Below are 23,994 nucleotides of genomic sequence, written 5' to 3'. Positions count from 1 at the left end.
ACGGCTGGCAGCCCGAGGCGATCGCCGCAGGACGCGGCCCCGCGACCACACGCCTGGATGCGGGCACCCAAGCAGCCGACACGCGCGGCCGCGCCGGAACGTGAGCACGCAAGCCACGCCCACACGCGACCGCTCCTCACGAGCCAGAACGCGTTGGCACGGCCGGCAGCCCGAGGCGATCGCCGCAGGACGCGGCCCGGCGACCACGCGCCTGGATGCGGGCACCCAAGCAGCCGACGCACGCGCGACCGCGGCGGAACGCGAGCACGCAAGCCACACCCGGGCGCGACTGGGCCGGAACGCGAAGAAGGGCCGGTTGCCCGGCCCCTCTCCTTCAGCGTCGTGCGTTCCGTCAGGCGCGCAGAGCCGCCTCGAAGCGCTCGCCGGCCGCGGCCACCGCCGCGTCGCGGGCCTTCGTGGCCTCGTCGACCGTCAGAGTGCGGTCGGCTGCCCGGAAGCGGAGCTTGTACGCCAGGGAGCGCTTGCCCTCGCCGACCTGCTCGCCCGCGTACACGTCGAACAGCGTGATGTCCTCGAGGAGCTCGCCCGCTCCCTCGCGCAGCACCGCCGCGAGGTCCGCCGACGGCACGTCCGACTTCGCCACCAGGGCGACGTCGAGGAGCACCGGCGGGTAACCCGACACGCTCGGGGCGGGGCGGTCGTCCGGGAGCGGGATGGCGTCGAGGTCCAGCTCCATCGCGACCGTCCGCGGCGGCAGGCCGAGGGCCTCGACCACCTTCGGGTGCAGCTCGCCGGCGTGGCCGATCGGCCAGTCGCCGACGCGCAGCTGGGCGCAGCGGCCCGGGTGCCACGGCGGGAGGTCCGTTGCCTGGACCGTCAGCTCGACGCCCGCGGCCTCCGCGATCGTGCGGGCGGCCTGGACCGCGTCGGCCCAGCTCGCCGGCTCGCCGGCACCCCACCAGCCCGCGCGGTGGCGGTGGCCGGCGAGGACCACCGCGACGTGCAGGGGCTGCTGCGGGACCGCGGCTTCGAGGAGGGCCAGCTCCTCGTCGCTCGGGCGCTGGTCGACGCCGAGGTCCGGGACCTTCAGCGGGTTCGGCGCGGGCAGCACGACCTGGCCGATGTGGTACAGCGAGACGTCCTTCATCCCGCGGGACACGTTGCGCTGCAGCGTGTCCAGCAGGCCCGGCAGCAGCGTGGTGGCCAGCCGGTTGCGGTCGGCCTCCAGCGGGTTGCGGACCACGACCGCGTTGCGGCGGACGTCGTCTTCCGGCAGGCCGAAGGCGTCCCACACCGAGTCGCCGACGAACGGGAACGGGCGCACCTCGATGTAGCCCGCCTCGGCGAGCGCACGGGAAACGCTCCGGACGCGCCGCTGGGCGTCGGTCAGGCCGCGGCCCGCCGGGGCGGCAGGCAGCGTCGACGGGATGCTGTCGTAGCCCTCCAGCCGCAGGACCTCTTCGACGAGGTCCGCGGGCTGGCGCAGGTCGCCGCGCCAGCTCGGGGGGACCGCCGTGACCAGGCCGGTGCCGTCGTCGCCCGTGCTCACCGCGACCTTGCAGCCGATCTGGGTGAGGCGGCGGACCGTGACGCCGCGCTGGTAGTTCACGCCCGCGACCTTGTCCGGCAGGTTGATCGGCATGACGACCGGCGGGTTCGGCTCGACCGAGCCCTCGTCGGTGCGACCGGGGCGGATCGACGCGTCACCGTACTGGCGCAGCAGGCGAGCGGCCAGCTCGACGGCGGCCGGGCACAGCTGCGGGTCGGTGAACCGCTCGAAGCGCTTGGCGGCCTCGGAGAACAGCTTGTGCCGCCGCGCGGTGCGGCTGATCGCGGCCGGGTTCCAGTGCGCCGCCTCGAGGAGCACGTCGGTGCTTTCCGTCGTGATCTCCGTGCTCGCACCACCCATCGTGCCCGCCAGCGAAATGACGCCGCTGTCGTCGGCGATGACGATGTCGTCCGGGTCGAGCGCGCGCTCGACGTCGTCCAAAGTGGTCAGCTTCTCGCCCGGCTTCGCGCGCCGGACCACCAGGTCGCCCTGGATGGCCTTGGTGGCGAACGCGTGCAGCGGGTGGCCGAGCTCGAGCATCACGTAGTTGGTGACGTCGACGGCCAGCGAAATCGACCGGATGCCGGCCAGCATCAGCCGTCGGCGCATCCACCACGGGGTCGGCGCGGTCGCGTCCAGGCCGGTGACCCGGCGCAGCACGAACCGCGGGCAGCCTTCCGGGTCTTCGACGCGGACCGGCCAGGCGTCGCCCTCGGCCGCCGGGACCTCCAGCAGCGCCGGGTCGCCGAAGGGGACGTCCAGCGCGTTCGACAGCTCGCGTGCGAGGCCGCGGATCGAGAGCGCGTAGCCGCGGTCCGGGGTCGGGGCCAGCTCGATGACCGTGTCGTTCAGGCCGAGGAGCTCCTGGGCGTCGTCACCCGGGCTCGCCGTGCCCGAGGGCAGCACGAGGATGCCGGTGTGGTCGTCGCCGAGGCCGAGCTCGCGGGCCGAGCAGATCATGCCGTCGCTGACGCGGCCGTAGGTCTTGCGGGACGCGATGGCGAAGTCGCCGGGCAGGACGCTGCCCGGCAGCGCGACGACGACCAGGTCGCCCTCGGTGAAGTTGCGGGCGCCACAGACGATGCCGCGGGTCTTGATGCCGTGCGGGCCCTCGTCAAACTCGCCGGCTTCGTCTTCCTCGTCTTCGTCTTCCTCGTCTTCGAGCGCCTCGTCCTCGTCGGCGGGCTCACCGACGTCGACGCGGCAGAACCGGACCGGCTTCTTGAACTCGGTGAGCTCTTCGATCTCGGCCACCCGGCCGACGACCAGCGGCCCGGTCACCGGGCCGAGCTCGCTCAGGTCGTCGACCTCGACGCCGATCCGCACGAAGGCGTCGGCGAGGTCCTGCGGCGTGATCTCCTCGGTGAGATCGAGGTGTTCGGTCAGCCAGCTGACTGGAACTCGCACTACGCCTCCGTTCCGAAGGGAAGGGTGAAGCGGACGTCGCCCTCCACCATGTCGCGCATGTCCGGGATCCCGTTGCGGAACTGCAGGGTGCGCTCGATGCCCATGCCGAAGGCGAAGCCGGAGTACACGTCCGGGTCGACACCGCAGGCGCGCAGCACGTTCGGGTTGACCATGCCGCAGCCGCCCCACTCGACCCAGCCGGGGCCGCCCTTCTTCTCCTCGAACCAGACGTCCACCTCGGCGGACGGCTCGGTGAACGGGAAGAAGTGCGGGCGCAGGCGGGTCTTGGAGCTCTCGCCGAACATCGCGCGGGCGAAGGCGTCCAGGGTGCCCTTGAGGTGCGCCATGGTGATGCCCTTGTCCACCGCGAGGCCTTCGACCTGGGTGAACACCGGGGTGTGCGTCGAGTCGAGTTCGTCGGTCCGGTACGTGCGGCCCGGGCAGACGACGTACACCGGCAGGTCGCGGTGCAGCAGCGTGCGGGCCTGCACCGGCGAGGTGTGCGTGCGCAGCACCAGGCCGGAGTCCTCCTCGCCGACGTAGAACGTGTCCTGCAGCTGGCGGGCCGGGTGGTCCTTGCCGAAGTTCAGCGCGTCGAAGTTGAACCACTCGGCTTCGAGCTCCGGACCCTCGGCGACCTCGTAGCCCATCGCGACGAACGCGTCGGCGACGCGCTCGGAGATCGTGCTGATCGGGTGGCGGGCACCACGCGGGACGCGGTCCCACGGCAGCGTGACGTCGACGGCTTCTTCGCGCAGGACACGCTCGTCGCGCTCCACCTGGAGCTCGGCGCGGCGGGCGTCGAAGGCCGCCTGGACGGCCTGCCGGGCCTCGTTGACGCGCTTGCCCGCCTCGGCCTTCTCCTGCTTGGGCAGGGCGCCGATCTCGCGGCGGGCCAGGCCCACCGGGGCCTGGTCACCGAGGTGCGCGGGCTTGACCTCGGCCAGCGCCTCGAGCCCGGTCGCGGCGGCGAACGCCGCTTCGGCGGCCTTGACCGCCTCCTGCAGCGTTTCGGGGGCCAAAACCGCGCCCTGGGCTTCCTTCTCCTTGGCTCCGGACATAACTCCTCGGCGTCCGCTGGGACTGGTTCGTTCGGGCGCCGCCGGACACGCGGCGCACGAGAGGTCAAAGGCGGGAAAAGTCTATGGGATCGGGTCCGCGCGCCCCCGGTCGCCCCGTGGCCGCGCGGCCACCCGCTCACCGCGCGGGGAAACCCCCGCGAAGTCGGCGTCCGCGAACTCGCCGGCCACCACGCCCTCGGCGGCGTAGCGGTACAGCGCGGTCTGGTAGATGCCGGACAACGTCGAGGTGAAGACGGCCACCAGCACCGACCAGACGAGCGCGAGGCCGAGGCAGACGAAGACGGTGGCCGGGCCGCCGCCGAGCAGGAAGCCGGCCAGCACGAGCACGGCGTAGCCCGCCAGGCTCAGGATGAAGCCGATCAGGCCGATCCCGATGCCGCCGGCGACGTTCTCGCCCCACGTCCGGCGGAACAGCTCCACCGACCGCCGGACGCCGGCCTTCACCCCCGCGCCCTCGAGCACGACGACGGGCAGCACGAGGAACGTCGTGAGCCGCCAGGCCAGGCCGATCAGGCCGGCGACGAACTGGCCGAGGAAGCCGAGCCGCTCCTCGATCGCGCGCAGGACCAGGCTGACCGTCGCGGAGACGGCGGCCCAGCCGAGCAGCGCCGGCCACCGGCGCGCGGCCGCGGCCAAGCCCGCCCCGACCGCCGGGACGCCGCCGCGGAGCGCGACGTCGGCCTGGGAGATCAGCGCCGCGTTGAAGAAGATCGCGACGAACGCCGAAGCGACGTAGAACGCGGCGAGCAGCACCCACGACCCGGCCGTGGGGCGGCCGCCGTCGGCGATCTCGACGTGGGAGAGGAAGAACGCCGGTGTCAGGAACACCCCGGCGACGAACAGCCCGGCGAGGCCGGCCAGCACCGGGAACCAGGCCAGGCCCCGGTGGGCGCGCAACACCCGCACCGAAGCGGTGAACAACGCGTACGAACGAGCGAGCTTGCCCATGGATCCCCCCGGAACGATCTGGTCGGGCGGAGCCTAGCGGCTGGTCAGCGGTGTGCCGCCAGCGCACTCGTGTAGACGCAGACCGCCGCCGCGGTGGCGAGGTTGAGGCTCTCCGCCTTGCCGTACAGCGGGATCCGGACCGCGAGGTCGGTGCGCTCGAGGACGTCGGCGGGCAGGCCGTGGGCCTCGTTGCCGAAGACCCAGGCGGTCGGGGCGGTGAGATCCACCCGATCGAGTTCGGCGTCGGCGTAGCCGTGGGCGGCGAACGTCCGCAGGCCCGCGGCCGAGCAGGCGGCCAGCGCGGCGGGCACGTCCCGGACCCGCGTGATCGGCAGGTGGAAGAGGCTGCCGGCGGCGGCGCGGACGCACTTGCCGTTGTGCGGGTCGACGGTGTCGCCGGCCAGGACGACCGCGTCGGCGCCCGCGGCGTCGGCGACGCGGATGACCGTGCCCGCGTTGCCGGGGTCGGCGACGTCCACGAGCACCACGACGAGCCGGGCGCCCGGCGTCACGGCCGCTTCGAGCGGACGGTCGAGCAGCACGCAGACGGCCACGATGCCCTGGGGCGTCACGGTTTCCGACAGCCCGTCGGCGGCGCGGTCGGTGATCGGCGAGACCCCGACGCCGGCCGCGCGGGCCGTCTCGAGGAGGTCCGCGTGCTGCTCCGCCGCGCGGGCGGTGACGAACAGCTCGTGCACGGTGCCGTGCTCGAGCGCGGCCTCGACGGCGTTGGCGCCTTCGGCCAGGAAGCGGCCGGTCTTGTCGCGTTCCGCGCGCCGCGTCAGCTTGCGCGCAGCAACGACCCGGGGGGTCCGTTCGGTGAACGGATCCGCCCCGGGCCGGGGAAAGCTGCCGGTCAGGCCGACTTCGCTTCGGTGTTCACGTTGGCCTTGGCGAGCTCGGCCAGCGCGGTGAAGGCGGCGGCGTCGTTGACGGCGAGGTCCGCGAGGATCTTGCGGTCGACCTCGACACCCGCGGCCTTGATGCCCTGGATGAACCGGTTGTAGGTCACGCCGTTCTCGCGGGCGGCCGCGTTGATGCGGGTGACCCACAGGCGGCGGAAGTCACCCTTGCGGGCACGGCGGTCCCGGTAGGCGTAGTTGAGCGAGTGAAGCGTCTGCTCCTTGGCCTTGCGGTACAGCCGCGAACGCTGGCCGCGGTAGCCGCTGGCCAGTTCGAGAGTTGCGCGACGCTTCTTCTGGGCGTTGACCGCCCGCTTGACGCGTGCCACGGGTCCATCCTGTCGATCTCAGGGGGCGAGGGGAAACGCCCCGGGTGGTTACAGCAAGTTCTGCGGGATCAGATGCCGAGCAGGCGCTTGACGCGGCCGGCCTCGGTCTTCGCCAGCTCGGTCGTGCCCTCGAGCCGGCGGGTGAGGCGGTTCGACTTCTTCTCCATGAGGTGGCGGCGCCCGGCCTTCTGGCGGCGCAGCTTGCCCGTGCCCGTGACGCGGATCCGCTTGGACGTACCGCTGTGGGTCTTCATCTTCGGCATTTCAGTCCTCTTTCGTGCGGCGGCTCACCGGAGATTCCGGTGAGCCGCTGACTCGTGCTGGTCGGCGCCTACGCGTCGGGAGTCGGCTCGGGGACCGCCTCGGCCTTCGCCTTCGGCTTCACGTTCTTGTGCGGGGCCAGCACCATGATCATGTTGCGACCGTCCTGCTTGGCCGACGACTCGACGAAGCCGAGCTCCGTGACGTCTTCGGCGAGCTTCTGCAGCAGCCGGTAGCCGAGCTCCGGCCGGGACTGCTCGCGACCGCGGAACATGATCGTGACCTTGACCTTGTTGCCGGCCGCCAGGAAGCGCGACACGTGACCCTTCTTGGTCTCGTAGTCGTGCTGGTCGATCTTGGGGCGCAGCTTCTGTTCCTTGATGACGGTCAGCTGCTGGTTGCGCCGCGACTCGCGGGCCTTCTGCGCGCTCTCGTACTTGAACTTGCCGAAGTCCATGAGCTTGCACACCGGCGGGCGGGCCTGCGGCGCGACCTCGACGAGGTCGAGATCGTTCTCCTGCGCCAGGCGCAGCGCATCCTCTATCCGGACGATGCCGACCTGTTCACCGGCGGGTCCGACGAGTCGGACCTCCGGCACCCGGATTCGGTCGTTGATGCGTGTCTCGGAGCTGATGGGGCCTCCTTGGTCCGAGGAATGTTTCCTGTTCTCGTTCGACCTGGTGCCCACATAGCGAAGGCCCCGGTCACCTTTCGGTGCGCGGGGCCCACTCTGTTTCCGATCGTGCCCCGGAGGACACTTCTTCACCCTGGACTGACGTCCGGGCGAGACCGGACCCGGCCACCTGAACGGTGACGCGGGTGGGAGCGGGGCTCCACTTGCCGCCCCCGATCGCTCAGGGGCTGGTCGCTCGTGGAAGGGTACCAGACGTGTCAGAACAACCCCCCGAACAGCCCCCCTATTCCGAACGGCAGCTCGAGGAGATCCCGAGCGTGGAGGTGATCAGCCGCGCGGCCGTGATGCTGCTGTCGGCCGGCGCCGAGCGGCTCGGCCTCGCCGACGCCGACCCGGAGACCTCCCCGCACCGCGACCTCGACGAGGCCCGCCGGCTGATCACCGCGCTCGCCGGGCTGGTGACGGCGTCCGCCGAGTACCTGGGCCTGCACGCCGGCCCGTTGCGGGACGGTCTGCAGTCGCTGCAGAAGGCCTTCCGGGAGGCTTCGGTCGTGCCCGATCCCCCTGGTCAGGGTCCTGGGGAAAAGTACACCGGCCCCGTTTACTGAGCCGACGGCCCGGCCGGTGCGGTGCGCCGGCCGGGCGCTACGGCGTGGGCACGCCGGCCGTCGCCGGGCCCGGTCGGGCGTTTCCGGCGCGGCCCGGGGTCACGGCCCGGACCCGCCCGCGGACGAAAGGGGCCTCGCGCTCTACCCGCAGCCAGGGCCCCCGCTTGAGGTCTTGCCGCACCAACCCCCGAAGCACAGGCCGGACCCGCCCGCAGCGAGAAGAGGCGCCGGACCCCGCCTCCAGCCGAACCGCGCCGGCCCTGCTCGCCGCCGGGCACACTCGAGGCCTCGCCGCACCAACCCCTGAAGTACGGGCCGGACCCGCCCGCGGCGAAAAGGGGCCCCGGACTCCGCCTCCAGCCTCGGCTGCGCCACGCCGGCCATGCTCGCCGTACGAGCCGGACCCGCCCGCGGACTGAGCGGGCGCCACTTTCCTCCCCCACGGAGTCGGGATCACCGTCCGCGACGCGGGTCCGTAACCTTCCAGCTGGTCGCGCCGCCGGGCGCCCGCGAACGCCGAAGCGGAACAACGCCACTGGCGCGTCCGCAGCGACCTGAAGAAGTAAGACGGCTCGCAGTTCACCCGACCAGGTCTTCCCCGCCGCGCCTCTGACATCTAACATGTTAGATGTGAGTCTTCCGAAGGTCACCCGCCCACTCCTGCGCGACGAGGCGTACGACCACATCCGGCAAGCCATCGTGGACGGGTCCCTCCCACCCGGCGCCCCCCTGCGCGACGGCGACCTCGCCGAGCAGCTCGGGCTCTCCAAGGCGCCCGTCCGCGAAGCCCTCCGCCGCCTGGCCGAAGAAGGTCTCGTCGACTCGAAGCCGCAGAGCTACACCCGCGTCTCCGAGGTCATGTCCCCCGACGTCCTCGACGCGAGGGAGATCGTCCGGGTGCTGCACGAGTTTGCCGTCCGGCAGGCCGCCGCGAAGTGCCGTCCGGAAGACGTCGCCGCCATGCGCGCCGCCAACGATCGCTTCGCGAAAGCCATCGAGGCCGGTGACGTCAAAGCGGCGGTCAAGGCGGACGACGAACTCCACGACATCCCCGTTCGGCTGGCCGGCAACGCCGCCGTCGCCGCGACCCTCGACCGCTACACCCCCCTGCTGCGCCGGCTCGAACACGCGCGGTTCAGCTCGGCGCTCGCCTGGAACTCCGTCCTGCGCCACACGAAGCTCATCGACGCGCTCGAAGCCCGCGACCCCGCCACCGCCGTTTCCGTGATCTCGACCATCTGGACCGATCTGCTGGAGGACCGATGACCCTCGCCGACTTCCCCCGCTACCCGCTGCTGTTCGGCCCGTCGCCGGTGCACCCGCTCGAACGCCTCACCGCCCACCTCGGCGGCGCGAAGGTCTGGGCGAAGCGTGAGGACGTGAACTCCGGTCTCGCCTACGGTGGCAACAAGACCCGCAAGCTCGAATACCTCGTCGCGGACGCCCTGAAGGAAGGCGCCGACACCCTCGTCTCGATCGGCGGCGTCCAGTCCAACCACACGCGGCAGGTCGCGGCCGCCGCGGCGCGGGCCGGGCTCAAGGCCGTGCTGGTGCAGGAAAGCTGGGTCGACTGGCACGACCCGCTGTACGACAAGGTCGGCAACATCCAGCTCTCGCGCATCCTCGGCGCGGACGTCCGGCTCGTCCAGGCCGGCTTCGGCATCGGCTTCAAGGAGGCGTGGGAAGACGCGGTCGCCGAGATCGAAGAGCACGGCGGGAAGCCGTACGCCATCCCGGCGGGTGCCTCGGACCACCGGCTCGGCGGGCTGGGCTTCGCGAACTGGATCGTCGAACTCGAGAAACAAGAAGAAGAACTCGGCGTCTTCTTCGACACGGTGATCGTCTGCTCGGTCACCGGCAGCACGCAGGGTGGGATGGTCGCGGGGACGGCGCTGAGCGGCAAGCCGCGGCGGATCCTCGGCATCGACGGCTCGGCGAAGCCGGCCGAGACCCGCGAGCAGATCACCCGGATCGCGCGGAACACCGCGGACCTGATCGGCGCCGGCCAGATCGCCGACGTCGAGCTGGACGACCGCTACCACGCCGGGATCTACGGCATCCCCGACAGGTCCACTGTGGACGCGATCGAGACGTGCGCCCGGCTGGAAGGCATGATCACCGACCCGGTGTACGAGGGCAAGTCCATGGCGGGACTCATCGACCTCGTCGGCCGCGGCGAGATCGGGAGCGACTCCAACGTCCTCTACGCCCACCTCGGCGGGCAGCCCGCGCTCAACGGCTACACGAGCGTCCTCGGCTGAACCGGTGGGCCGGGAGCGATCCCGGCCCACCGAAGGCTCAGTCCAGCACGCAGAGCACGTCGATCTCGACGAGCAGCTCGCCCGGGAGGCCGACGTACACCGTCGTGCGCGCGGCGTGCGGGGCGTCACCGATCAGCTCGTTGTACACCTCGTTGAACGGCGCGAAGTGCGCCGTGTCGGTCAGGTACACGCGGACCATGATCGCGTCGGCCAGGCTCGAGCCCGCCTCCGCCAGCACGGCCTCGATGTTCTTGAACGTCTGCCGGGTCTGGCCCACGACGTCGTCGCCGACGATCTCGTTGGTGGCCGGGTCGAACGCGACCTGGCCGGCGACCTGCAGCAGGTTCCCCTTGCGGACGGCCTGCGAGAACTTCGCCGGCGGCTTCGGCGCGTTCTCGGTGGAAACTGCCGTCTTGCTCATCAGTGCCCCTTTCCGTTCCCCGTCCATCCACTGTGGACGGAAGCTTCGTGCGTCGCCGCCCGCAGGTCCGGGACCAGGGCGAGCAGGCCTTCGTAGTCGAGCAGCACCTTCGGCACCGACATCGACGCCGCGGCGAGCACCTCGCCGTCGGCGCCGCGGACCGGGGCGGCGACGCAGTGGATGAAGTCTTCGTGCTCGGCGTTGTCGACGGCGTAACCGAGGTGCGCCACGCGCTCCAGCTCCGCCAGGAAGTCCGACGGCGTGGTGATCGTGTTCGGGGTCAGCACCCGGTACTCGATCGACCGCGCGATCTCCTCGCGCCGGGCCGCGGGCATCGCGGCGACCAGCACCTTCCCCACCGCCGTGCAGTGCAGCGGCGCGCGCTTGCCGACGCGCGAGTACATCCGCACCGAGTGGCGGCCCTCGTACTTGTCGATGTAGACGACTTCGCCGTCGTCGTAGCTGGCCAGGTGCACGGTGTGGCCGGTGCGCGCGTTGAGCGCGGCGAGCGCGGGCTGGGCGCTGCGCCGGACGTCGATCGAGTCGAGCGCCTGGTTGGCCAGGTCGAACATCGCGCTGCCCAGCCGGTAGTACCGGGCGCCTTCGCGGCGGACGAAGTGGTGCTGTTCGAGGGTGCGCAGCAGCCGCAGCACCGTCGACTTGTGCACGCCGATCTCGTCGGCGAGGTCGTCGAGGGTGCGCGCATCCTTCGCGATCGACCCCAGCAGGGTCAACGCGCGGTCCAAGCTCTGGCTCACGTGCGCACCACGCCCTCTCCGGTCAGCCGGGCCGAACTCCACTCGTCCGGATCCGCCTGGAGCAGGCTATCCACCACCTCGCGCGGCAGCGGCACCCCGACGTCGTCGTGGGTGAGCAGCGTCGCGGCGGCCTGCAGGTGACCTTGGCGCAAGCGGGCCAAGGGCTCGGCGCCGCGCAGGGTCGCGGCGAGGAAGCCGGCGGCGAACGCGTCCCCGGCGCCGACCGGCTCGACGACGTCGACCCGCAGCGCCGGCGAGAACAGCGGTTCCCCTTCGACCAGGGTCGCGCCGCGCTCGCCGTGCTTGACGACGAGCGTGCGCGGGCTCGGCAGGAGGGCGCGCAGTTCGGCCGGGTCGCCGGTCCCCCACACGCGCTGGGCCTCGTCGTCGCCGGTCAGCACGATGTCGGCCCGCGCGGCCAGCTCCGCGAGCAGGCTCGGGTCGCGGCCGGTCCAGAGCGCGGGGCGGAAGTTGACGTCGAACGAGATCAGCCGGTCGCCGCGGGGCATGTCCAGCAGCGCGCGCACGAGCGCGAGGCAGCTGTCGGACAGCGCCGGCGTGATGCCGGACAGGTGGAGCACGCGGACGCCGCGGAGGTCGAGCCGCTCCAGCAGCGACGGGCCCATCCCGGACGCGGCCGAGCCGGAGCGGTAGTAGCGCACCGGGCTGCCGCCGGCGCCGCTTTCCTTGATGTACAGCCCGGTCGGGCGCGCCGGGTCGACCGTGCACGCGCTGACGTCGACGCCGTGGGATTCGACCTCGCGCAGCAGTGCCCGGCCGAACGGGTCGTCACCGACCGCGCTCACCCAGCCGCTGCGCACCCCCAGCGTCGGCAGGTTGCAGGCCACGTTCGATTCGGCGCCACCGATGGTGCGCACCCACTGCTTGACCTCGTCCGGCGGGCCGGGCTCGGCGGGCACGAACAGCGCCATCGACTCGCCGACACACAACACCTCGGGCCCGCTCGTCACTGTCCGTCTCCCTGCCCTTCACCCCGTTGACCTGTGGCGACCCGGATGCTACACCTATGGCACTCAAAATGCGCAACAGTCGTTGCAACATACGCAACAGAGGTCGCCGCCGATGAACTCACCCGCCGCCTGCACCATGAACACCGCCGCGCTCGACGCCCTCCGCCAGGAACGCGTCGACTGGCGGTTCCGCTCCGCCGCCCCCGCCCTGACCGGGCTGACCCTGGAAGAAGCCGCGGAACGCAGGCTCAACCTCTTCGCCGACGGGTTCTTCGCGCCCTTCGTCGTGCTAGACGACGACGCTCTCGAGCACAACCTGCGGACGATGGCCGCCTGGTGCGCCGCACGCGGCGTCGTGCTCGCCCCGCACGGCAAGACGACCATGGCACCGCAGCTGTTCGCGCGCCAGATCGAGCACGGCGCGTGGGGCGTGACCTGCGCGAACGCCGGGCACCTCCGGGTCTACCGCGCCTTCGGCGTCTCGCGGATCCTGCTGGCCAACCAGCTCCTCGACCCGGCCGGCCTGCGCTGGCTGGCCGCCGAGCTGGCCGCGGACCCGGGCTTCGAGTTCGTCTGCTGGGTCGACTCGGTCCGCGGCGTCGAGCTGATGACCGAAGCCCTCGAAGGCACCGAGCGGCCGGTGGACGTCCTCCTCGAACTCGGTGCCGACGGCGGCCGCACCGGCGTTCGCGACTCCGCGACCGCCTGGGCCGTCGCCGAAGCGGTCGACGCCAGCCCGGTGCTGCGGCTGCGCGGCACCGGCGGCTACGAGGGCGCGCTCTCGCACGGCACCGACGAAGCCGCGCTCGCCAAGATCAGCTCCTATGTGGACGGTCTGCGCGACCTCGCGATCGCCTTCGCGGACAAGGGACTCCTCGACGGGCAGATCATCGTCACCGCCGGCGGCAGCGCGTACTTCGACCAGGTGGCGAACGAGCTGACCAAGCCGTGGCCGGCCGGCCTCGACGTGCTGCCGGTGCTGCGCAGCGGCGCCTACCTCACCCACGACGACGGCTTCTACCGCGAGATCTCCCCGCTCGGCGACCACCCGCGCATCGACGGCGTCGAGTCGTTCCGCCCGGCGCTGCGGGCCTGGGCGCAGGTGACGTCGAAGCCGTCGGACGAGCTCGCGCTGCTCACCATCGGCAAGCGCGACGCGTCCTTCGACGAGGGCATGCCCGAGCCGCAGCTGCGCCGGACGCCCGGCGGCCCGGCCGAGCCCCTCGACGGGCACGTCATCGCGAAGATGAACGACCAGCACGCGTTCCTCACGCTGCCGCCTGGGTCGCCGGTCGAGGTCGGCGACTGGATCGGGCTCGGCCTCTCGCACCCGTGCACGGTGTTCGACAAGTGGCCGCTGCTGCCGGTGACGGCGGCCGACGGCGAAACCGTCGTCGACCTCGTCCGGACGTGGTTCTGATGGACGTCGTCATCAAGAACGCGCTGGTCGCCGACGGCACCGGCGACCCGCTCACCCGCCACGACGTCGGGCTCACCGGCGGCAAGATCGCGAGCGTCGCCGAGGCGGGCTCCCTGGCCGGACGCCGGCACATCGACGCCGACGGGCTCGTGCTCGCGCCCGGCTTCATCGACATGCATTCGCACTCCGACCTGCAGCTGCTGGCCAACCCCGAGCACCCGGCGAAGATCACCCAGGGCGTCACGACCGAGGTGCTCGGCCAGGACGGGCTCTCCTACGCGCCCGTCGACGACGCCGTGCTCGAAGCGCTCCGGCAGCAGCTCGCGGGCTGGAACGACGACCCGGCGGGGTTCGACTGGAACTGGCGCTCGGTCGGCGAATACCTCGACCGGCTCGACCGGGGCATCGCCGTCAACGCCGCCTACCTCGTGCCGCAGGGCACGGTCCGGATGCTCGCCGTCGGCTGGGCCGACCGCCCCGCCACCGACGCCGAACTGGACCGGATGAAGGAACTCGTCGCCACCGGCCTGGCCGAGGGCGCGATGGGGATGTCGTCCGGCCTGACCTACACCCCGGGGATGTACGCGGAGACGAGCGAGCTGGTCGAGCTGTGCCGGGTGGTCGGCGAGCTGGGCGGGTTCTACAGCCCGCACCACCGCAGCTACGGCAAGGGCGCGCTGGAGGCGTTCGCCGAGATGATCGACGTCTCGCGCCGGTCCGGCTGCCCGCTGCACCTGGCGCACGCGACGATGAACTTCTCGGTTAACAAGGGCAAGGCGCCCGACCTGCTGAAGCTCCTCGACGACGCGCTCGACGACGGCTGCGACATCAGCCTCGACACCTACCCGTACCTGCCCGGCGCGACCTACCTGAGCGCGTTGCTGCCGAGCTGGGCCACCGAAGGCGGGCTCGACGCCACCCTGGCCCGGTTGTCCGATGTGGATGAACGCGAGCGGATCCGCGCCGAGATCGAGGAGTCCGGTTCGGACGGTGCGCACGGCGTCCCGATCGACTGGGACGCCATCGAAATCAACGGCGTCCGCAACGAGCACAACGCCCACCTGGTCGGGCACAGCGTCGCCGCCTCCGCCCGCACCCAGGGCACCGAACCGGCGAAGCTGTACTTCGACACGCTGCTGGACGAGAAGCTCGGGACGTCGTGCCTGATGCACGTCGGGCACGAGGAGAACGTCCAGGCGATCATGCGGCACCGCACGCACACCGGCGGCAGCGACGGCCTCCTCGTCGGCGCCCGGCCGCACCCGCGCGCGTGGGGCACGTTCCCCCGCTACCTCGCCCGCTACGTCCGCGAACTGGGCGTGCTCGACCTCGCCGAGTGCGTCGCCCACCTGACCGGGCGGGCCGCGCGCCGGCTGCGACTGACCGACCGCGGGCTGGTCCGCGCCGGGTACGCCGCCGACCTGGTGCTGTTCGACCCCGAAACGATCACCGACACCGCCACCTTCGACGACCCGCGGCAGGCCGCCGCGGGCCTCACGCACGTGTACGTCAACGGCGTCGCCGCCCTCGACGACGGCCGTCCCACCGGCGCCCTCGCCGGACACTCCCTGCGCAACCCCCGGAGAGCCCGATGATCCACTGGCTGCAACACACCACGGGCGGCCTGCTGACGCTCGCCGCCGTCTCGATCGCCGTCCTGCTGCTGCTGATCGTCAAGCTCAAGATCGAGCCGTTCATCGCGCTGATCGTGGTCGGCCTGCTCACCGCACTGGCCGCGGGACTGCCGGTCGGCACGATCGTCGGCACCGCGCAGAAGTCGTCGGACTCCTTGCTGGAAAAGGGTTTCGGCAGCATCCTCGGGCACATCACGGCGATCATCGGGCTCGGCACGCTGCTCGGGTCGATCCTGGAACGCTCCGGCGGCGCGAAGGTGCTCACCGGGGCCCTGCTGCGGGGCTTCGGTGAAAAGCGGGCGCCGCTGGCGATGGGTGTCGCCGGGTTCATCTTCGGCATCCCGGTGTTCTTCGACATCGGCATCTTCGTGCTGGCGCCGCTGGTGTACGTCGCCGCGAAGCAGGGAAAGCGCTCGCTGGTGCTCTACGCGATGCCGCTGATCGCCGGCCTGTCGATCACGCACGCCTTCCTGCCGCCGCACCCGGGCCCGGTGGCGGCGGCCGGGTTGCTGCACGTCGAGCTGGGCTGGATCATCCTCATGGGCCTGGCCTGCGGCATCCCCGCGTTCCTCATCGGCGGCGTGCTCTACGCGACCTGGATCGGCAAGCGCATCGACGTCGGGGTGCCCGCCGAAATGATCGTCGCCGAAGAGGAAGGCGAAGAAGAGGAAGACGTGCCGTCGCTGGCGCTGGTCGGCTCGATCATCGCGGTGCCGCTGGTGCTGATCCTCGCCGGTACCTTCGGGAGCATCTGGCTGCCGAAGGGCTCCGCGCTCGCCGGGGTCGCCGCGTTCATCGGCACGCCCGCCGTCGCGCTGACCGTCGCCGTGCTGCTCGCGTCCTGGCTGCTCGGGCTGCGGCGCGGGTTCACCGGCAAGGACCTCAACGAACTGGCGTCGAAGTCGCTGCGGCCGGTCGCGATGATCCTGCTGGTCGTCGGCGCGGGCGCGTTCTTCGGCGCGGTGCTCTCGGCCACCGGGATCGGCAAGGCCGTCGCCGACTCGCTGCACGACGCGGGCCTGCCGGTGCTGCTCGCGGCGTACGTCATCAGCTGCGGCATGCGCATCGCGCAGGGTTCGGCGACGGTCGCGATCGTGACCACGAGCGGGATCATCGCCCCCACCGTCGCCCAGCTCGGGTATTCGCAGGTGCAGCTGGCCCTGCTCGTCATGGCGATCTCCGCCGGGTCGATCATCGCCTCGCACGTCAACGACGGCGGGTTCTGGATCGTTTCGCGCTACTTCAACATGAGCGTGGTGCAGACGCTGAAGTCGTGGACCGCACTGGAAACCGTGCTTTCCGTTTCCGGTTTCGCGGTTTCGGCATTGCTCATGGCCGTGGTCTAGACCATACTGGAGGAAAGCCGCCGCCCGAACCGTTGGGAGACAAAGACGATGACCGGACTTTCCCGTCGTACGTTCCTCGGTGCCGCCGCGGGGGCGAGTGCCGCGACCGTTCTCGGTGCGCAGTTCGCCGCCGCGGCCACCACTTCGAAGGGCTGCATCGTCGGGGGGACCGTGTACATCGGCAGCTACACCAGCGGGGCGAACGGGCACGGCCTCGACGTCTCGAGCCGGACGGGCGCCGCGCTCGGGCCCGTCCGCACGATCCCCGGGATCACCGACACGTCGTGGTTCGACCGCAGTGCCGACGGCAAGACGCTGTACGTCACCAACGAAGGCGACCCGGCCGGGTACGTCTCGGCGCTGAGCGTCGCCGACGCCACGAAACCCAAGCTGCTCAACAAGGTTTCGTCCAAGGGCGGCGCGCCGACGCACCTGAGCGTGCATGCGAGCCAGAAGTACGTGCTGGCCGCGAACTACAGCTCGGGCAGCGTCGTCGTGCTGCCGATCCTGGCCGGCGGGAAGCTCGGCGCGGCCACGGATCTCGTGACGCACCAGGCCGATTCCGGGCAGGCGCACGCCCACCAGGTCGTCAACGACCCGACCGGCCGCTGGGTGCTGTCGGTCGACCTCGGCGCCGACTCCGTGTACGTCTACTCCCTCGACGTCGCCACCGGGAAGCTTTCCCTGCACCAGCAGCTGAAGCTGCCCGCCGGCGCCGGGCCGCGGCACCTCGCGTTCGACCGGACCGGGAAGTTCGCCTACGTCCTGCAGGAGCTGCGCCCGGAGGTCACGGTGACGAGCTGGGACGCCGAAACCGGCACGCTGAAGGCCCTTTCCGTCGTCCCGGCCGTGCCCGCCGGAAGCACCGGCGAGCTGTACCCGGGCGAGATCACCCTGTCGAAGGACGGGAAGTTCGCCTACGCCACCGTCCGCGGCCCCAACACCCTCGCGACGTTCGCCGTCGACGACGCGTCGCTGAAGCTCGTGTCCACGGTGCCGACCGGGGGTAACTGGCCGCGGCACGTGGCCCTCGACCCCGGAGAAAACTGGTTCTACGTCTCGAACCAGCGTTCCGGCACCGTCACCTGGCTGCCCCGCGACCCGGCCACCGGCCTGCCCGGTGCGGTCGCCGGCTCGCTCGCCGTCGGCAGCGTCAACTCCGTCTATTTCGCCTGAGCTGTTCAGGTCGCACTGGAGGATCCTCATGAGACTGCGCCGCACCCTGCCCGTTTTCGCCGCGGTCGCCCTGCTGGCCGGCTGCGCGCCCACCCAGTCCGCGCCCGCGGGCAGCGGCGGGGACGAAAAGACCGGCACCGTCCGCGTCTGGCTCTTCGACGAGGCCAACCGCGCGCCGAAGGAGGCCGCGGTCAAGGAAGCCATCACCGAGTTCAAGGCCGCGCACCAAGGCGTCGAGGTCGACGTCCAGTGGGTGCCGGTCGAAGGCCGCGCGGACAAGTTCTCCGGCGCCTTCAACGACCCGAACAACGCGCCGGACGTCGCCGAGTTCGGCAACACCGACGTCTCCAGCTACGCCGCCACCGGCGCGCTCGCCGACCTGACCGGCGACCTCGCGTCGTGGGGCGAGGGCAAGGACCTCATCCCGACCGTGCTCGACACCGCGAAGTCCGGCGGCAAGACCTACGGCCTGCCCTGGTACACCGGCATCCGCGCGTTGTACTACCGCACGGACGTCTTCACCGAGCTGGGCCTGAAGCCGCCAGCGACGCTGGCCGAGCTGACCGACACCGCGCGCCGGATCCGCGCCGCCAAGCCGGACCTCTACGGCATCTCCGTCGGCGGCAAGTACACCTACGCGATGCTGCCGTTCCTCTGGGCCAACGGCGGCGAGCTCGCGAAGGACGACGGCGGCAAGTGGAAGTCGGCCGTGACCGAGGAGAAGGCGAAGACCGGCGTCGCGCAGTACGCGAGCCTGCTCAAGGACGACGTCTGCCCGCCCGCGCAGTGCGCGAACCTCACCGGCACGCAGAGCGTCACGGCGTTCGCGGGCGGCAAGGCCGGCATGACCATCGGCGGCGACTTCAACCGCAAGGCCGTCGACCAGGGTGTGGCGAAGGGCAAGTACGCCGTCGTCCCGCTGCCGGGCGCCACGGCGGGCAGCATCGCCCCCGCGTTCGCCGGCGGCAACCTGCTGGGCGTCTTCAACGCGAGCAAGCACCGCGGGCTGGCGCTGGAGTTCATCGAGCTGCTCGGCGGAGCGAAGTACCAGGAGAAGATGTACACCGCGATGGGGAACCTGCCGACGCTGAGCACCGTGCAGCAGAAGCTGGCCGCGAACGACCCGTTCCTCAAGCCGTTCGTCGAAACCCTGAAGTCGGGCACCAAGTTCGTCCCGGCGACGCCGGCGTGGTCGAAGATCGACAGCCAGAACGTCCTGCCCACCGCCGTGCAGCAGATCGCGACCGGCGGCAAGGACCCGGCGGCGGCGCTCACCGACGCCGCGGCCGCGATGGACAAGGCCTTCGGCTAGTGGTGGTCGTCCAAGACGCCCCTCCCGTCACGGCACCCGCGCGCAAGCCGCGGCGGAAGGGGGACGGCCGGGCCGCCGCGCTCTACCTCGCCCCGGCGGGCATCCTGCTCGCCGCGATGCTGGCCTACCCGATCTACCAGCTGGTCCTGATCTCGTTCTACGACTACGGCCAGCCGCAGGCCGCGGGCAACGCGCCGCTGGTGTTCCTCGGCTTCGCGAACTACGCGGACCTGCTGTCCCAGGCGCAGTTCTGGACCGTGCTGGGCAAGACGGTCGGGTTCGCCGCGGCCTGCGTCGCCGGTTCGCTCGTCGTCGGCACCGGGCTCGCGGTGCTGGCGAGCCGCGTGCGCTCGCTGCCCCGGACGCTGCTGTTCCTGGCCGCGCTGGGCGCGTGGTCGACACCGGCGATCGCGGGCTCCTACGTCTGGCTGTTCCTCTTCGACACCGACTTCGGCCTGGTCAACGAGGTGCTGACCGGGCTCGGACTGCCGTTCGAGCACCACTCGTGGACGTTCGGCACGCTGGGCGCGTTCGGCCTGGTCGCCGCCGAGGTCGTCTGGTGCTCGTTCCCGTTCGTGCTGGTCACGATGTACGCGGGGATCAAGGGCGTGCCGGACGAGGTGCTCGAGGCCGCGTCGCTCGACGGCGCGTCGGTGTGGCGCACCAGCTGGTCGATCGTGCTGCCGATGGTGCGGCCGCTGCTGATGATCGCGACCGTCCAGTCGATCATCTGGGACTTCAAGGTGTTCACCCAGATCTACGTGATGACCAACGGCGGCGGCGTGGCCGGGCGCAACCTCGTGCTCAACGTCTACGCCTACCAACAGGCCTTCGCCGGGCAGGAATACGGCCTCGGGTCGGCGATCGGAGTCGTGATGACGGTGTTGCTGCTGTCGATCACCGGGCTGTACGTCCGGTCGCAGCGCCGGAGCGCGGCATGGCTCTAGCCGTTCGCCGCCCCGGCCGGCTGATCGCCGAGGCCGTCACGATCGTCATCGCCGGGCTGATCGCGTTCCCGCTGTACTGGATGCTGCTCTCGGCGGTGAAGCCGCCGGGCGAGATCCAGTCGGCGAACCCGAAGCCGTGGACGTTCAGCCCGTCGTTCGACAGCTTCTCGCGCGTGCTCACGGTTTCGGGCTTCGGGCGCTTCTTCCTCAACAGCCTGCTCGTGGCCCTGGTCGTCGTGGTGCTGTCGCTGCTGCTGTCGTTCCTTTCGGCGGTCGCGCTGACGCGGTTCTCGTTCAAGGGCCGGACCCTGCTGCTGGTGATGACGCTCGTCGCGCAGATGGTGCCGGTGGAGGCGCTGACCATCCCGCTGTTCTTCCTGATGCGCCAGATCGGCGGCGTGGTGCCGGCGTTCGGGCTCAACGAGCTGGGTTCGCTGGTGCTGGTGCACCTGGCGTTCAGCCTGCCGTTCGCGATCTGGATGCTGCGCGGGTTCGTGGCCGCGGTACCGGTGGAGCTCGAAGAGGCGGCGAAGCTCGATGGTGCGTCGCGAGTGCGGTTCACCTGGCAGATCCTGTTCCCCCTGGTGGCGCCCGGGCTGGTCGCGGTGAGCGTGCTCGCGTTCATCCACGCCTGGAACGACTTCCTGTTCGCCAAGACGTTCATCATCTCCAAGACCGAGAACCAGACGCTGCCGCAGGCGATCCTGGTGTTCTTCAAGCCGGAGGACACCGACTGGGGCGCGGTGATGGCGTCCTCGACGTTGATGACCATCCCGGTGCTCGTGTTCTTCGTCCTCGTCCAGCGACGGCTGGTGTCCGGCATGGCCGGCGCCGTGAAGGGCTGACATGTCTTCCTTCGACACCCTGCTCCCCCGGCCGGTTTCGGTCACGCCCGCTCCCGGTTCGTGCCCCTGGCCGTCCCCTGTGGACGTTCGCGGCGCCGACCTGCCGGCGGAGGGCTACCGGCTGGAGATCTCGCCGTCCGGCGTCGTGCTGTCGTGCGCCGACGCGGCCGGGGAGTTCTACGGACGGCAGACCCTGCGCCAGCTCGCCGGGCCGGACGCGTTCCGCGCCGCTTCGCTGGAAACCGGGCTTTCCCTGCCGTGCGGAGTGGTGGAAGACCACCCGCGGTTCGGCTGGCGCGGCTGCCTGCTCGACGTCGCCCGGCACTTCCGGACCAAGGCCGAGGTGCTCCGGTTCGTCGACCTGCTGGCCGCGCACAAGCTGAACGTGCTGAACCTGCACCTCACCGACGACCAAGGCTGGCGCTTCGAGGTGCCGGAGTACCCGGAGCTGACGTCGGTGGGCGGCTGGCGGCCGTCGTCGATGCAGGGCAGCGGGGGCCCGCAGGACGGGCGTCCGCACGGCGGCTTCTACACCGGCGACGACCTGCGGGAGATCGTCGCCTACGCGGCCGCACGAGCCATCACAGTGGTGCCCGAGATCGACATCCCGGGCCACGCGCGGGCGGCGCTGGCCGCGTATCCGGCGCTGGGCACCGAGTCGTCGTACGAGATCTGGACCTCCTGGGGCATCAGCACTTCGCTGCTGTCGCCATCGGAGTCCACTTTGGACTTCTTTCGGACAGTGTTCGACTACCTGCTGGAGGTCTTCCCGTCGTCGGTGGTCGCGCTGGGCGGCGACGAGACGCCGGGCGCGACCGACGAGCACCGCGAGTTCGTCCGCCTGCTGGCCGAGCACCTGACGGCCCGCGGCCGGACGCCGATGGGCTGGGACGAGGTCCTCGACATCGACGGCCTCCCCCCGATGGTGATCGGCTCGTGGCAGCACGAGGCCGCGGGCCTGCGCGCGGCCGAAGCCGGCCACGACGTCGTGATGTGCCCGGAGCAGCACGTCTACCTCGACCACCGCCAGGCCGAGCACCCGGACGAGCCGATCCCGGTCGGCGCGGTGCACACGCTGGAGGACGTCTACGCGTACGAGCCGGCCCTCACCGGCCCGCGCCTGCGCGGCGTGCAGGCGCAGGTGTGGAGCGAGCACCTCGACACCGTCCGGCGCGTGGACTACATGGCGTTCCCGCGGCTGTCGGCGTTCGCGGAGGTCGCGTGGAGCTCCGGGGCCCGGGACTACGCCGAATTCCTGCCGCGGCTGCGCGACCACCACCTGCCCCGGCTCGACGCGCTCGGCGTCGAGTACCGGCCGCTCGCCGGACCGCACCCGTGGCAGACCCGGCCCGGGGTGCCGGGCCGGCTCCGCTGATCACGGCAGCAGCGTCACCTCGAACGAGCGCGTCGGGCCGGTGTTGCCCGCCGCGTCGATCGAGCGGTACTCGACGCGGTGGCGGCCGTAGCCCGGCTTGCGTTCGGTGAACGGCGACACCGTGAGGCCGTCCGGGCCGAGGTTGCCGTACGCCAGGCCGTCGATCTCCGTGCCGCGCGGGGTGAACAGGTACGGCGCGTCCGGGTCGGTCGGCCAGCCGTAGTACTTGTGCCAGCCGTCGCCGTCGACGCGGAACTCCGGCATCCCGTCCGACGCCGTCAGCCGCATCGTGAACGAGCCGTGGACCGCCTGGCCCGCCGGTGCTTCGGCCGTCGTCGTCGGGCCCGCCGCGTCGACCGTCCAGGTCAGCGTCGTGCCGCCGGTCGTCGCGGTCAGCTGGTGCGTCCCACGGGATTCCTTCAGCGCGTAGTCGGGCCCGGTCGCGACCGGCTTGCCGTCGAGGGCCCAGCGGACCTGGGGAACCGACCCGGTCGGCTCGCCCGTTTCGACGTAGACGACGTCGTGCCCGCCGACCGGCTGCGCGGTGGCGGTCGACGCGACCACCGCCGGGCCGCCCGCGGGCGGGGTGACCACGCTGGTGTCCACCGTCCAGGTGCGCGTGGCCGAGGGCCGGACGGCCGGGTCGCGGACGAACGGCGTCGGATCGGTGACCGTCGCCGTCAGCGTGTGCTTGCCCGGCTTCACGTGCGCCTGCCGGAGGTCGACCGCTTCGCGGCCCCGCAGCGCGACGCCGTCGAGGGTCCAGCGGACGTCGAGGCGGTGGTCGACGGGGTGCATCGTCCGCAGCCACACGACCCGGTCGGCGCCGATCGTCCCGGCCGGCGTGCCGCCGCTGACGAGCGGGACCTTCGCCGCGATCCGCTGCGTCATCCGCTCGCGGCCGACCTGGTCGAAGTCGTAGCCGAGGGTCTTCATCATCGAGTGCTTGCTCGGGCGCCACACGCCGGTCTGCGTGTACAGGCCGCCTTCGAAGCGGCCGATCGAGCCGCCGGACTCGCTCGGCTCGCCGAGCCAGCGCCACCACTTCGCGTGCTGGTCGCGCAGCTGCTTCTCGGTCAGCAGGGTGTGGTGGACCGAGTCGGGCTCGCCGCCTTCGTACGCGCCGCCCGGGACGTTGCGGGCGTAGTAGTCGTACTCGTCGTCGAGGCCGCCGAGCGAGTGGCCCAGTTCGTGCGGCGAGATGAGCGCGGACAAGGCGTTCCCGCCCGACGCCGTCGCGTACGAACCACCCGCGCCGCCGTAGGTGCTGCTGTTGCCCAGCGCCAGGATCTGCCGGTTCGCCGGGCCGGTGCCGGGCACGAGGTCGGCGTACCGCTGCGCGGCGGCGTCGTCGACGGTGAGCAGGCGCTGCACGCTCTGCGCGTTGCACCCGCCCCAGAAACCCATGTCCAGCGGGGTGTTCTTCTTCGGCGCGTCGAGCGAGGGGTCACAGTCCACACCGGACTCGGGCGAGGCGATGGAGACGGCGAAGACGTTGAAGTAGCTGCGGTAGGACTTGAACGGCTCGAGCGACCAGAGCGTGCTGACGTGCCGCTGGACGTCGGCGAAGAACTTGGGCTGTTCGGCGGCGGTGTAACCGTCCCCGAGGACGACGAGGTTGAACCGCTGCGAGACCGGCCCGGTCACCTGGACGTCGGTGACGCTGCCGGCGGGTTCGGCAGCTTGTGCCGGAGTGGCGATCCCCAGCACCATGATCGCGGCTGCGACGATCCCGGCCCACTTCCGCATGGCGGCACTCCCCTGGTCGGTGATCTTCCCGGTCTACCGCACGGACCGCGCCGCCGGAACCGCCGGAAGTCGGAGGCTCGCGGTATAGGTCGTTATAC

General features: G+C 71.4%; 22 protein-coding genes. 11 read left to right on the top strand and 11 right to left on the bottom strand.

Annotation, left to right across the window (positions count from 1 at the left end):
* Window positions 1-352: 352 nt before the first annotated feature.
* The 7 genes from pheT to infC all read right to left on the bottom strand — a co-directional run bounded on the left by pheT (window position 353) and on the right by infC (window position 7,127).
* Window positions 353-2,917, bottom strand: coding sequence for a phenylalanine--tRNA ligase subunit beta (pheT, locus tag ACLJQM_RS34130; protein WP_410634463.1), 2,565 nt, complete (start codon window positions 2,915-2,917; stop codon window positions 353-355).
* The gene (gene pheS, locus ACLJQM_RS34125) at window positions 2,917-3,978 is read right to left on the bottom strand and encodes a phenylalanine--tRNA ligase subunit alpha (RefSeq protein WP_086856942.1); all 1,062 of its coding nucleotides are present in this window, start codon (window positions 3,976-3,978) and stop codon (window positions 2,917-2,919) included. The genes pheT and pheS overlap by 1 nt, the downstream gene beginning before the upstream one ends.
* An 81-nt stretch (window positions 3,979-4,059) precedes the next feature.
* Window positions 4,060-4,947, bottom strand: a complete 888-nt coding sequence (locus ACLJQM_RS34120) for a DUF6159 family protein (RefSeq protein ID WP_410634460.1) — start codon at window positions 4,945-4,947, stop codon at window positions 4,060-4,062.
* Between the two features lie 44 nt (window positions 4,948-4,991).
* On the bottom strand, window positions 4,992-5,807 hold the full coding sequence (locus tag ACLJQM_RS34115) for a TrmH family RNA methyltransferase (RefSeq protein WP_410634501.1): 816 nt from the start codon (window positions 5,805-5,807) through the stop codon (window positions 4,992-4,994).
* Window positions 5,804-6,178, bottom strand: a complete 375-nt coding sequence (gene rplT / locus ACLJQM_RS34110; RefSeq protein ID WP_247021499.1) for a 50S ribosomal protein L20 — start codon at window positions 6,176-6,178, stop codon at window positions 5,804-5,806. Before rplT ends, ACLJQM_RS34115 begins: the two co-directional genes overlap by 4 nt.
* A 68-nt stretch (window positions 6,179-6,246) precedes the next feature.
* Window positions 6,247-6,441, bottom strand: coding sequence for a 50S ribosomal protein L35 (gene rpmI, locus ACLJQM_RS34105; RefSeq protein WP_086672342.1), 195 nt, complete (start codon window positions 6,439-6,441; stop codon window positions 6,247-6,249).
* A gap of 68 nt (window positions 6,442-6,509) precedes the next feature.
* Entirely contained in the window at window positions 6,510-7,127 is a 618-nt protein-coding gene (gene infC / locus ACLJQM_RS34100) for a translation initiation factor IF-3 (protein ID WP_247021497.1), read from the bottom strand.
* Between the two features lie 200 nt (window positions 7,128-7,327).
* Here infC and ACLJQM_RS34095 point away from each other — a divergent pair, with 200 nt between their 5' ends.
* From ACLJQM_RS34095 to ACLJQM_RS34085, 3 genes are all read left to right on the top strand, one after another.
* On the top strand, window positions 7,328-7,681 hold the full coding sequence (locus ACLJQM_RS34095) for a DUF1844 domain-containing protein (RefSeq protein ID WP_247021495.1): 354 nt from the start codon (window positions 7,328-7,330) through the stop codon (window positions 7,679-7,681).
* Window positions 7,682-8,311: 630 nt separating this feature from the next.
* Window positions 8,312-8,947: a GntR family transcriptional regulator gene (locus ACLJQM_RS34090; RefSeq protein ID WP_410634457.1), complete on the top strand. Its 636-nt coding sequence runs from the start codon at window positions 8,312-8,314 to the stop codon at window positions 8,945-8,947.
* Window positions 8,944-9,942, top strand: a complete 999-nt coding sequence (locus ACLJQM_RS34085; RefSeq protein ID WP_410634455.1) for a 1-aminocyclopropane-1-carboxylate deaminase — start codon at window positions 8,944-8,946, stop codon at window positions 9,940-9,942. Before ACLJQM_RS34090 ends, ACLJQM_RS34085 begins: the two co-directional genes overlap by 4 nt.
* Window positions 9,943-9,979: 37 nt before the next feature.
* Here the strand turns inward: ACLJQM_RS34085 and ACLJQM_RS34080 are convergent, their stop codons facing one another.
* Genes ACLJQM_RS34080 through ACLJQM_RS34070 form a run of 3 tightly spaced genes read right to left on the bottom strand, consistent with a single transcriptional unit; the run spans window position 9,980 to window position 12,053 of the window.
* Window positions 9,980-10,363, bottom strand: coding sequence for a RidA family protein (locus ACLJQM_RS34080; RefSeq protein WP_354819661.1), 384 nt, complete (start codon window positions 10,361-10,363; stop codon window positions 9,980-9,982).
* Complete coding sequence (locus tag ACLJQM_RS34075; RefSeq protein WP_410634452.1) at window positions 10,363-11,121, bottom strand: IclR family transcriptional regulator; 759 nt, start codon at window positions 11,119-11,121, stop codon at window positions 10,363-10,365. The genes ACLJQM_RS34080 and ACLJQM_RS34075 overlap by 1 nt, the downstream gene beginning before the upstream one ends.
* Window positions 11,118-12,053 (bottom strand): sugar kinase, encoded by a 936-nt coding sequence (locus ACLJQM_RS34070; RefSeq protein WP_410634499.1) that lies wholly within the window; start codon window positions 12,051-12,053, stop codon window positions 11,118-11,120. Before ACLJQM_RS34070 ends, ACLJQM_RS34075 begins: the two co-directional genes overlap by 4 nt.
* 151 nt (window positions 12,054-12,204) lie before the next feature.
* Here ACLJQM_RS34070 and ACLJQM_RS34065 point away from each other — a divergent pair, with 151 nt between their 5' ends.
* The 8 genes from ACLJQM_RS34065 to ACLJQM_RS34030 are packed head-to-tail and all read left to right on the top strand — an operon-like array spanning window position 12,205 to window position 22,147.
* Window positions 12,205-13,512 (top strand): amino acid deaminase, encoded by a 1,308-nt coding sequence (locus ACLJQM_RS34065; RefSeq protein WP_410634450.1) that lies wholly within the window; start codon window positions 12,205-12,207, stop codon window positions 13,510-13,512.
* Complete coding sequence (locus tag ACLJQM_RS34060) at window positions 13,512-15,107, top strand: N-acyl-D-amino-acid deacylase family protein (protein ID WP_410634448.1); 1,596 nt, start codon at window positions 13,512-13,514, stop codon at window positions 15,105-15,107. The genes ACLJQM_RS34065 and ACLJQM_RS34060 overlap by 1 nt, the downstream gene beginning before the upstream one ends.
* Window positions 15,104-16,492 carry a GntP family permease gene (locus tag ACLJQM_RS34055; RefSeq protein ID WP_360770300.1) on the top strand — a complete coding sequence of 463 codons (1,389 nt, stop codon included), beginning with the start codon at window positions 15,104-15,106 and terminating at the stop codon, window positions 16,490-16,492. Before ACLJQM_RS34060 ends, ACLJQM_RS34055 begins: the two co-directional genes overlap by 4 nt.
* A gap of 48 nt (window positions 16,493-16,540) precedes the next feature.
* Window positions 16,541-17,668 carry a lactonase family protein gene (locus ACLJQM_RS34050; RefSeq protein WP_410634446.1) on the top strand — a complete coding sequence of 376 codons (1,128 nt, stop codon included), beginning with the start codon at window positions 16,541-16,543 and terminating at the stop codon, window positions 17,666-17,668.
* Window positions 17,669-17,696: 28 nt separating this feature from the next.
* Window positions 17,697-18,980 carry an extracellular solute-binding protein gene (locus tag ACLJQM_RS34045; protein WP_410634444.1) on the top strand — a complete coding sequence of 428 codons (1,284 nt, stop codon included), beginning with the start codon at window positions 17,697-17,699 and terminating at the stop codon, window positions 18,978-18,980.
* Complete coding sequence (locus ACLJQM_RS34040; RefSeq protein ID WP_410634442.1) at window positions 18,980-19,927, top strand: carbohydrate ABC transporter permease; 948 nt, start codon at window positions 18,980-18,982, stop codon at window positions 19,925-19,927. Before ACLJQM_RS34045 ends, ACLJQM_RS34040 begins: the two co-directional genes overlap by 1 nt.
* The gene (locus ACLJQM_RS34035) at window positions 19,918-20,772 is read left to right on the top strand and encodes a carbohydrate ABC transporter permease (protein WP_410634441.1); all 855 of its coding nucleotides are present in this window, start codon (window positions 19,918-19,920) and stop codon (window positions 20,770-20,772) included. Before ACLJQM_RS34040 ends, ACLJQM_RS34035 begins: the two co-directional genes overlap by 10 nt.
* A 1-nt stretch (window position 20,773) precedes the next feature.
* Complete coding sequence (locus ACLJQM_RS34030; RefSeq protein WP_410634440.1) at window positions 20,774-22,147, top strand: beta-N-acetylhexosaminidase; 1,374 nt, start codon at window positions 20,774-20,776, stop codon at window positions 22,145-22,147.
* Here the strand turns inward: ACLJQM_RS34030 and ACLJQM_RS34025 are convergent, their stop codons facing one another.
* Window positions 22,148-23,896: a M64 family metallopeptidase gene (locus ACLJQM_RS34025; protein WP_410634438.1), complete on the bottom strand. Its 1,749-nt coding sequence runs from the start codon at window positions 23,894-23,896 to the stop codon at window positions 22,148-22,150.
* Window positions 23,897-23,994: the final 98 nt, after the last annotated feature.

Origin of the sequence: Amycolatopsis sp. cmx-4-83, from assembly GCF_046548815.1 — a bacterium.
In the GTDB taxonomy this organism is placed as follows: Bacteria; Actinomycetota; Actinomycetes; order Mycobacteriales; family Pseudonocardiaceae; genus Amycolatopsis; species Amycolatopsis pretoriensis_A.
The sequence above is the reverse complement of the archived record's forward strand: the minus strand, read 5'-3'. Positions and strand labels throughout refer to the sequence as shown.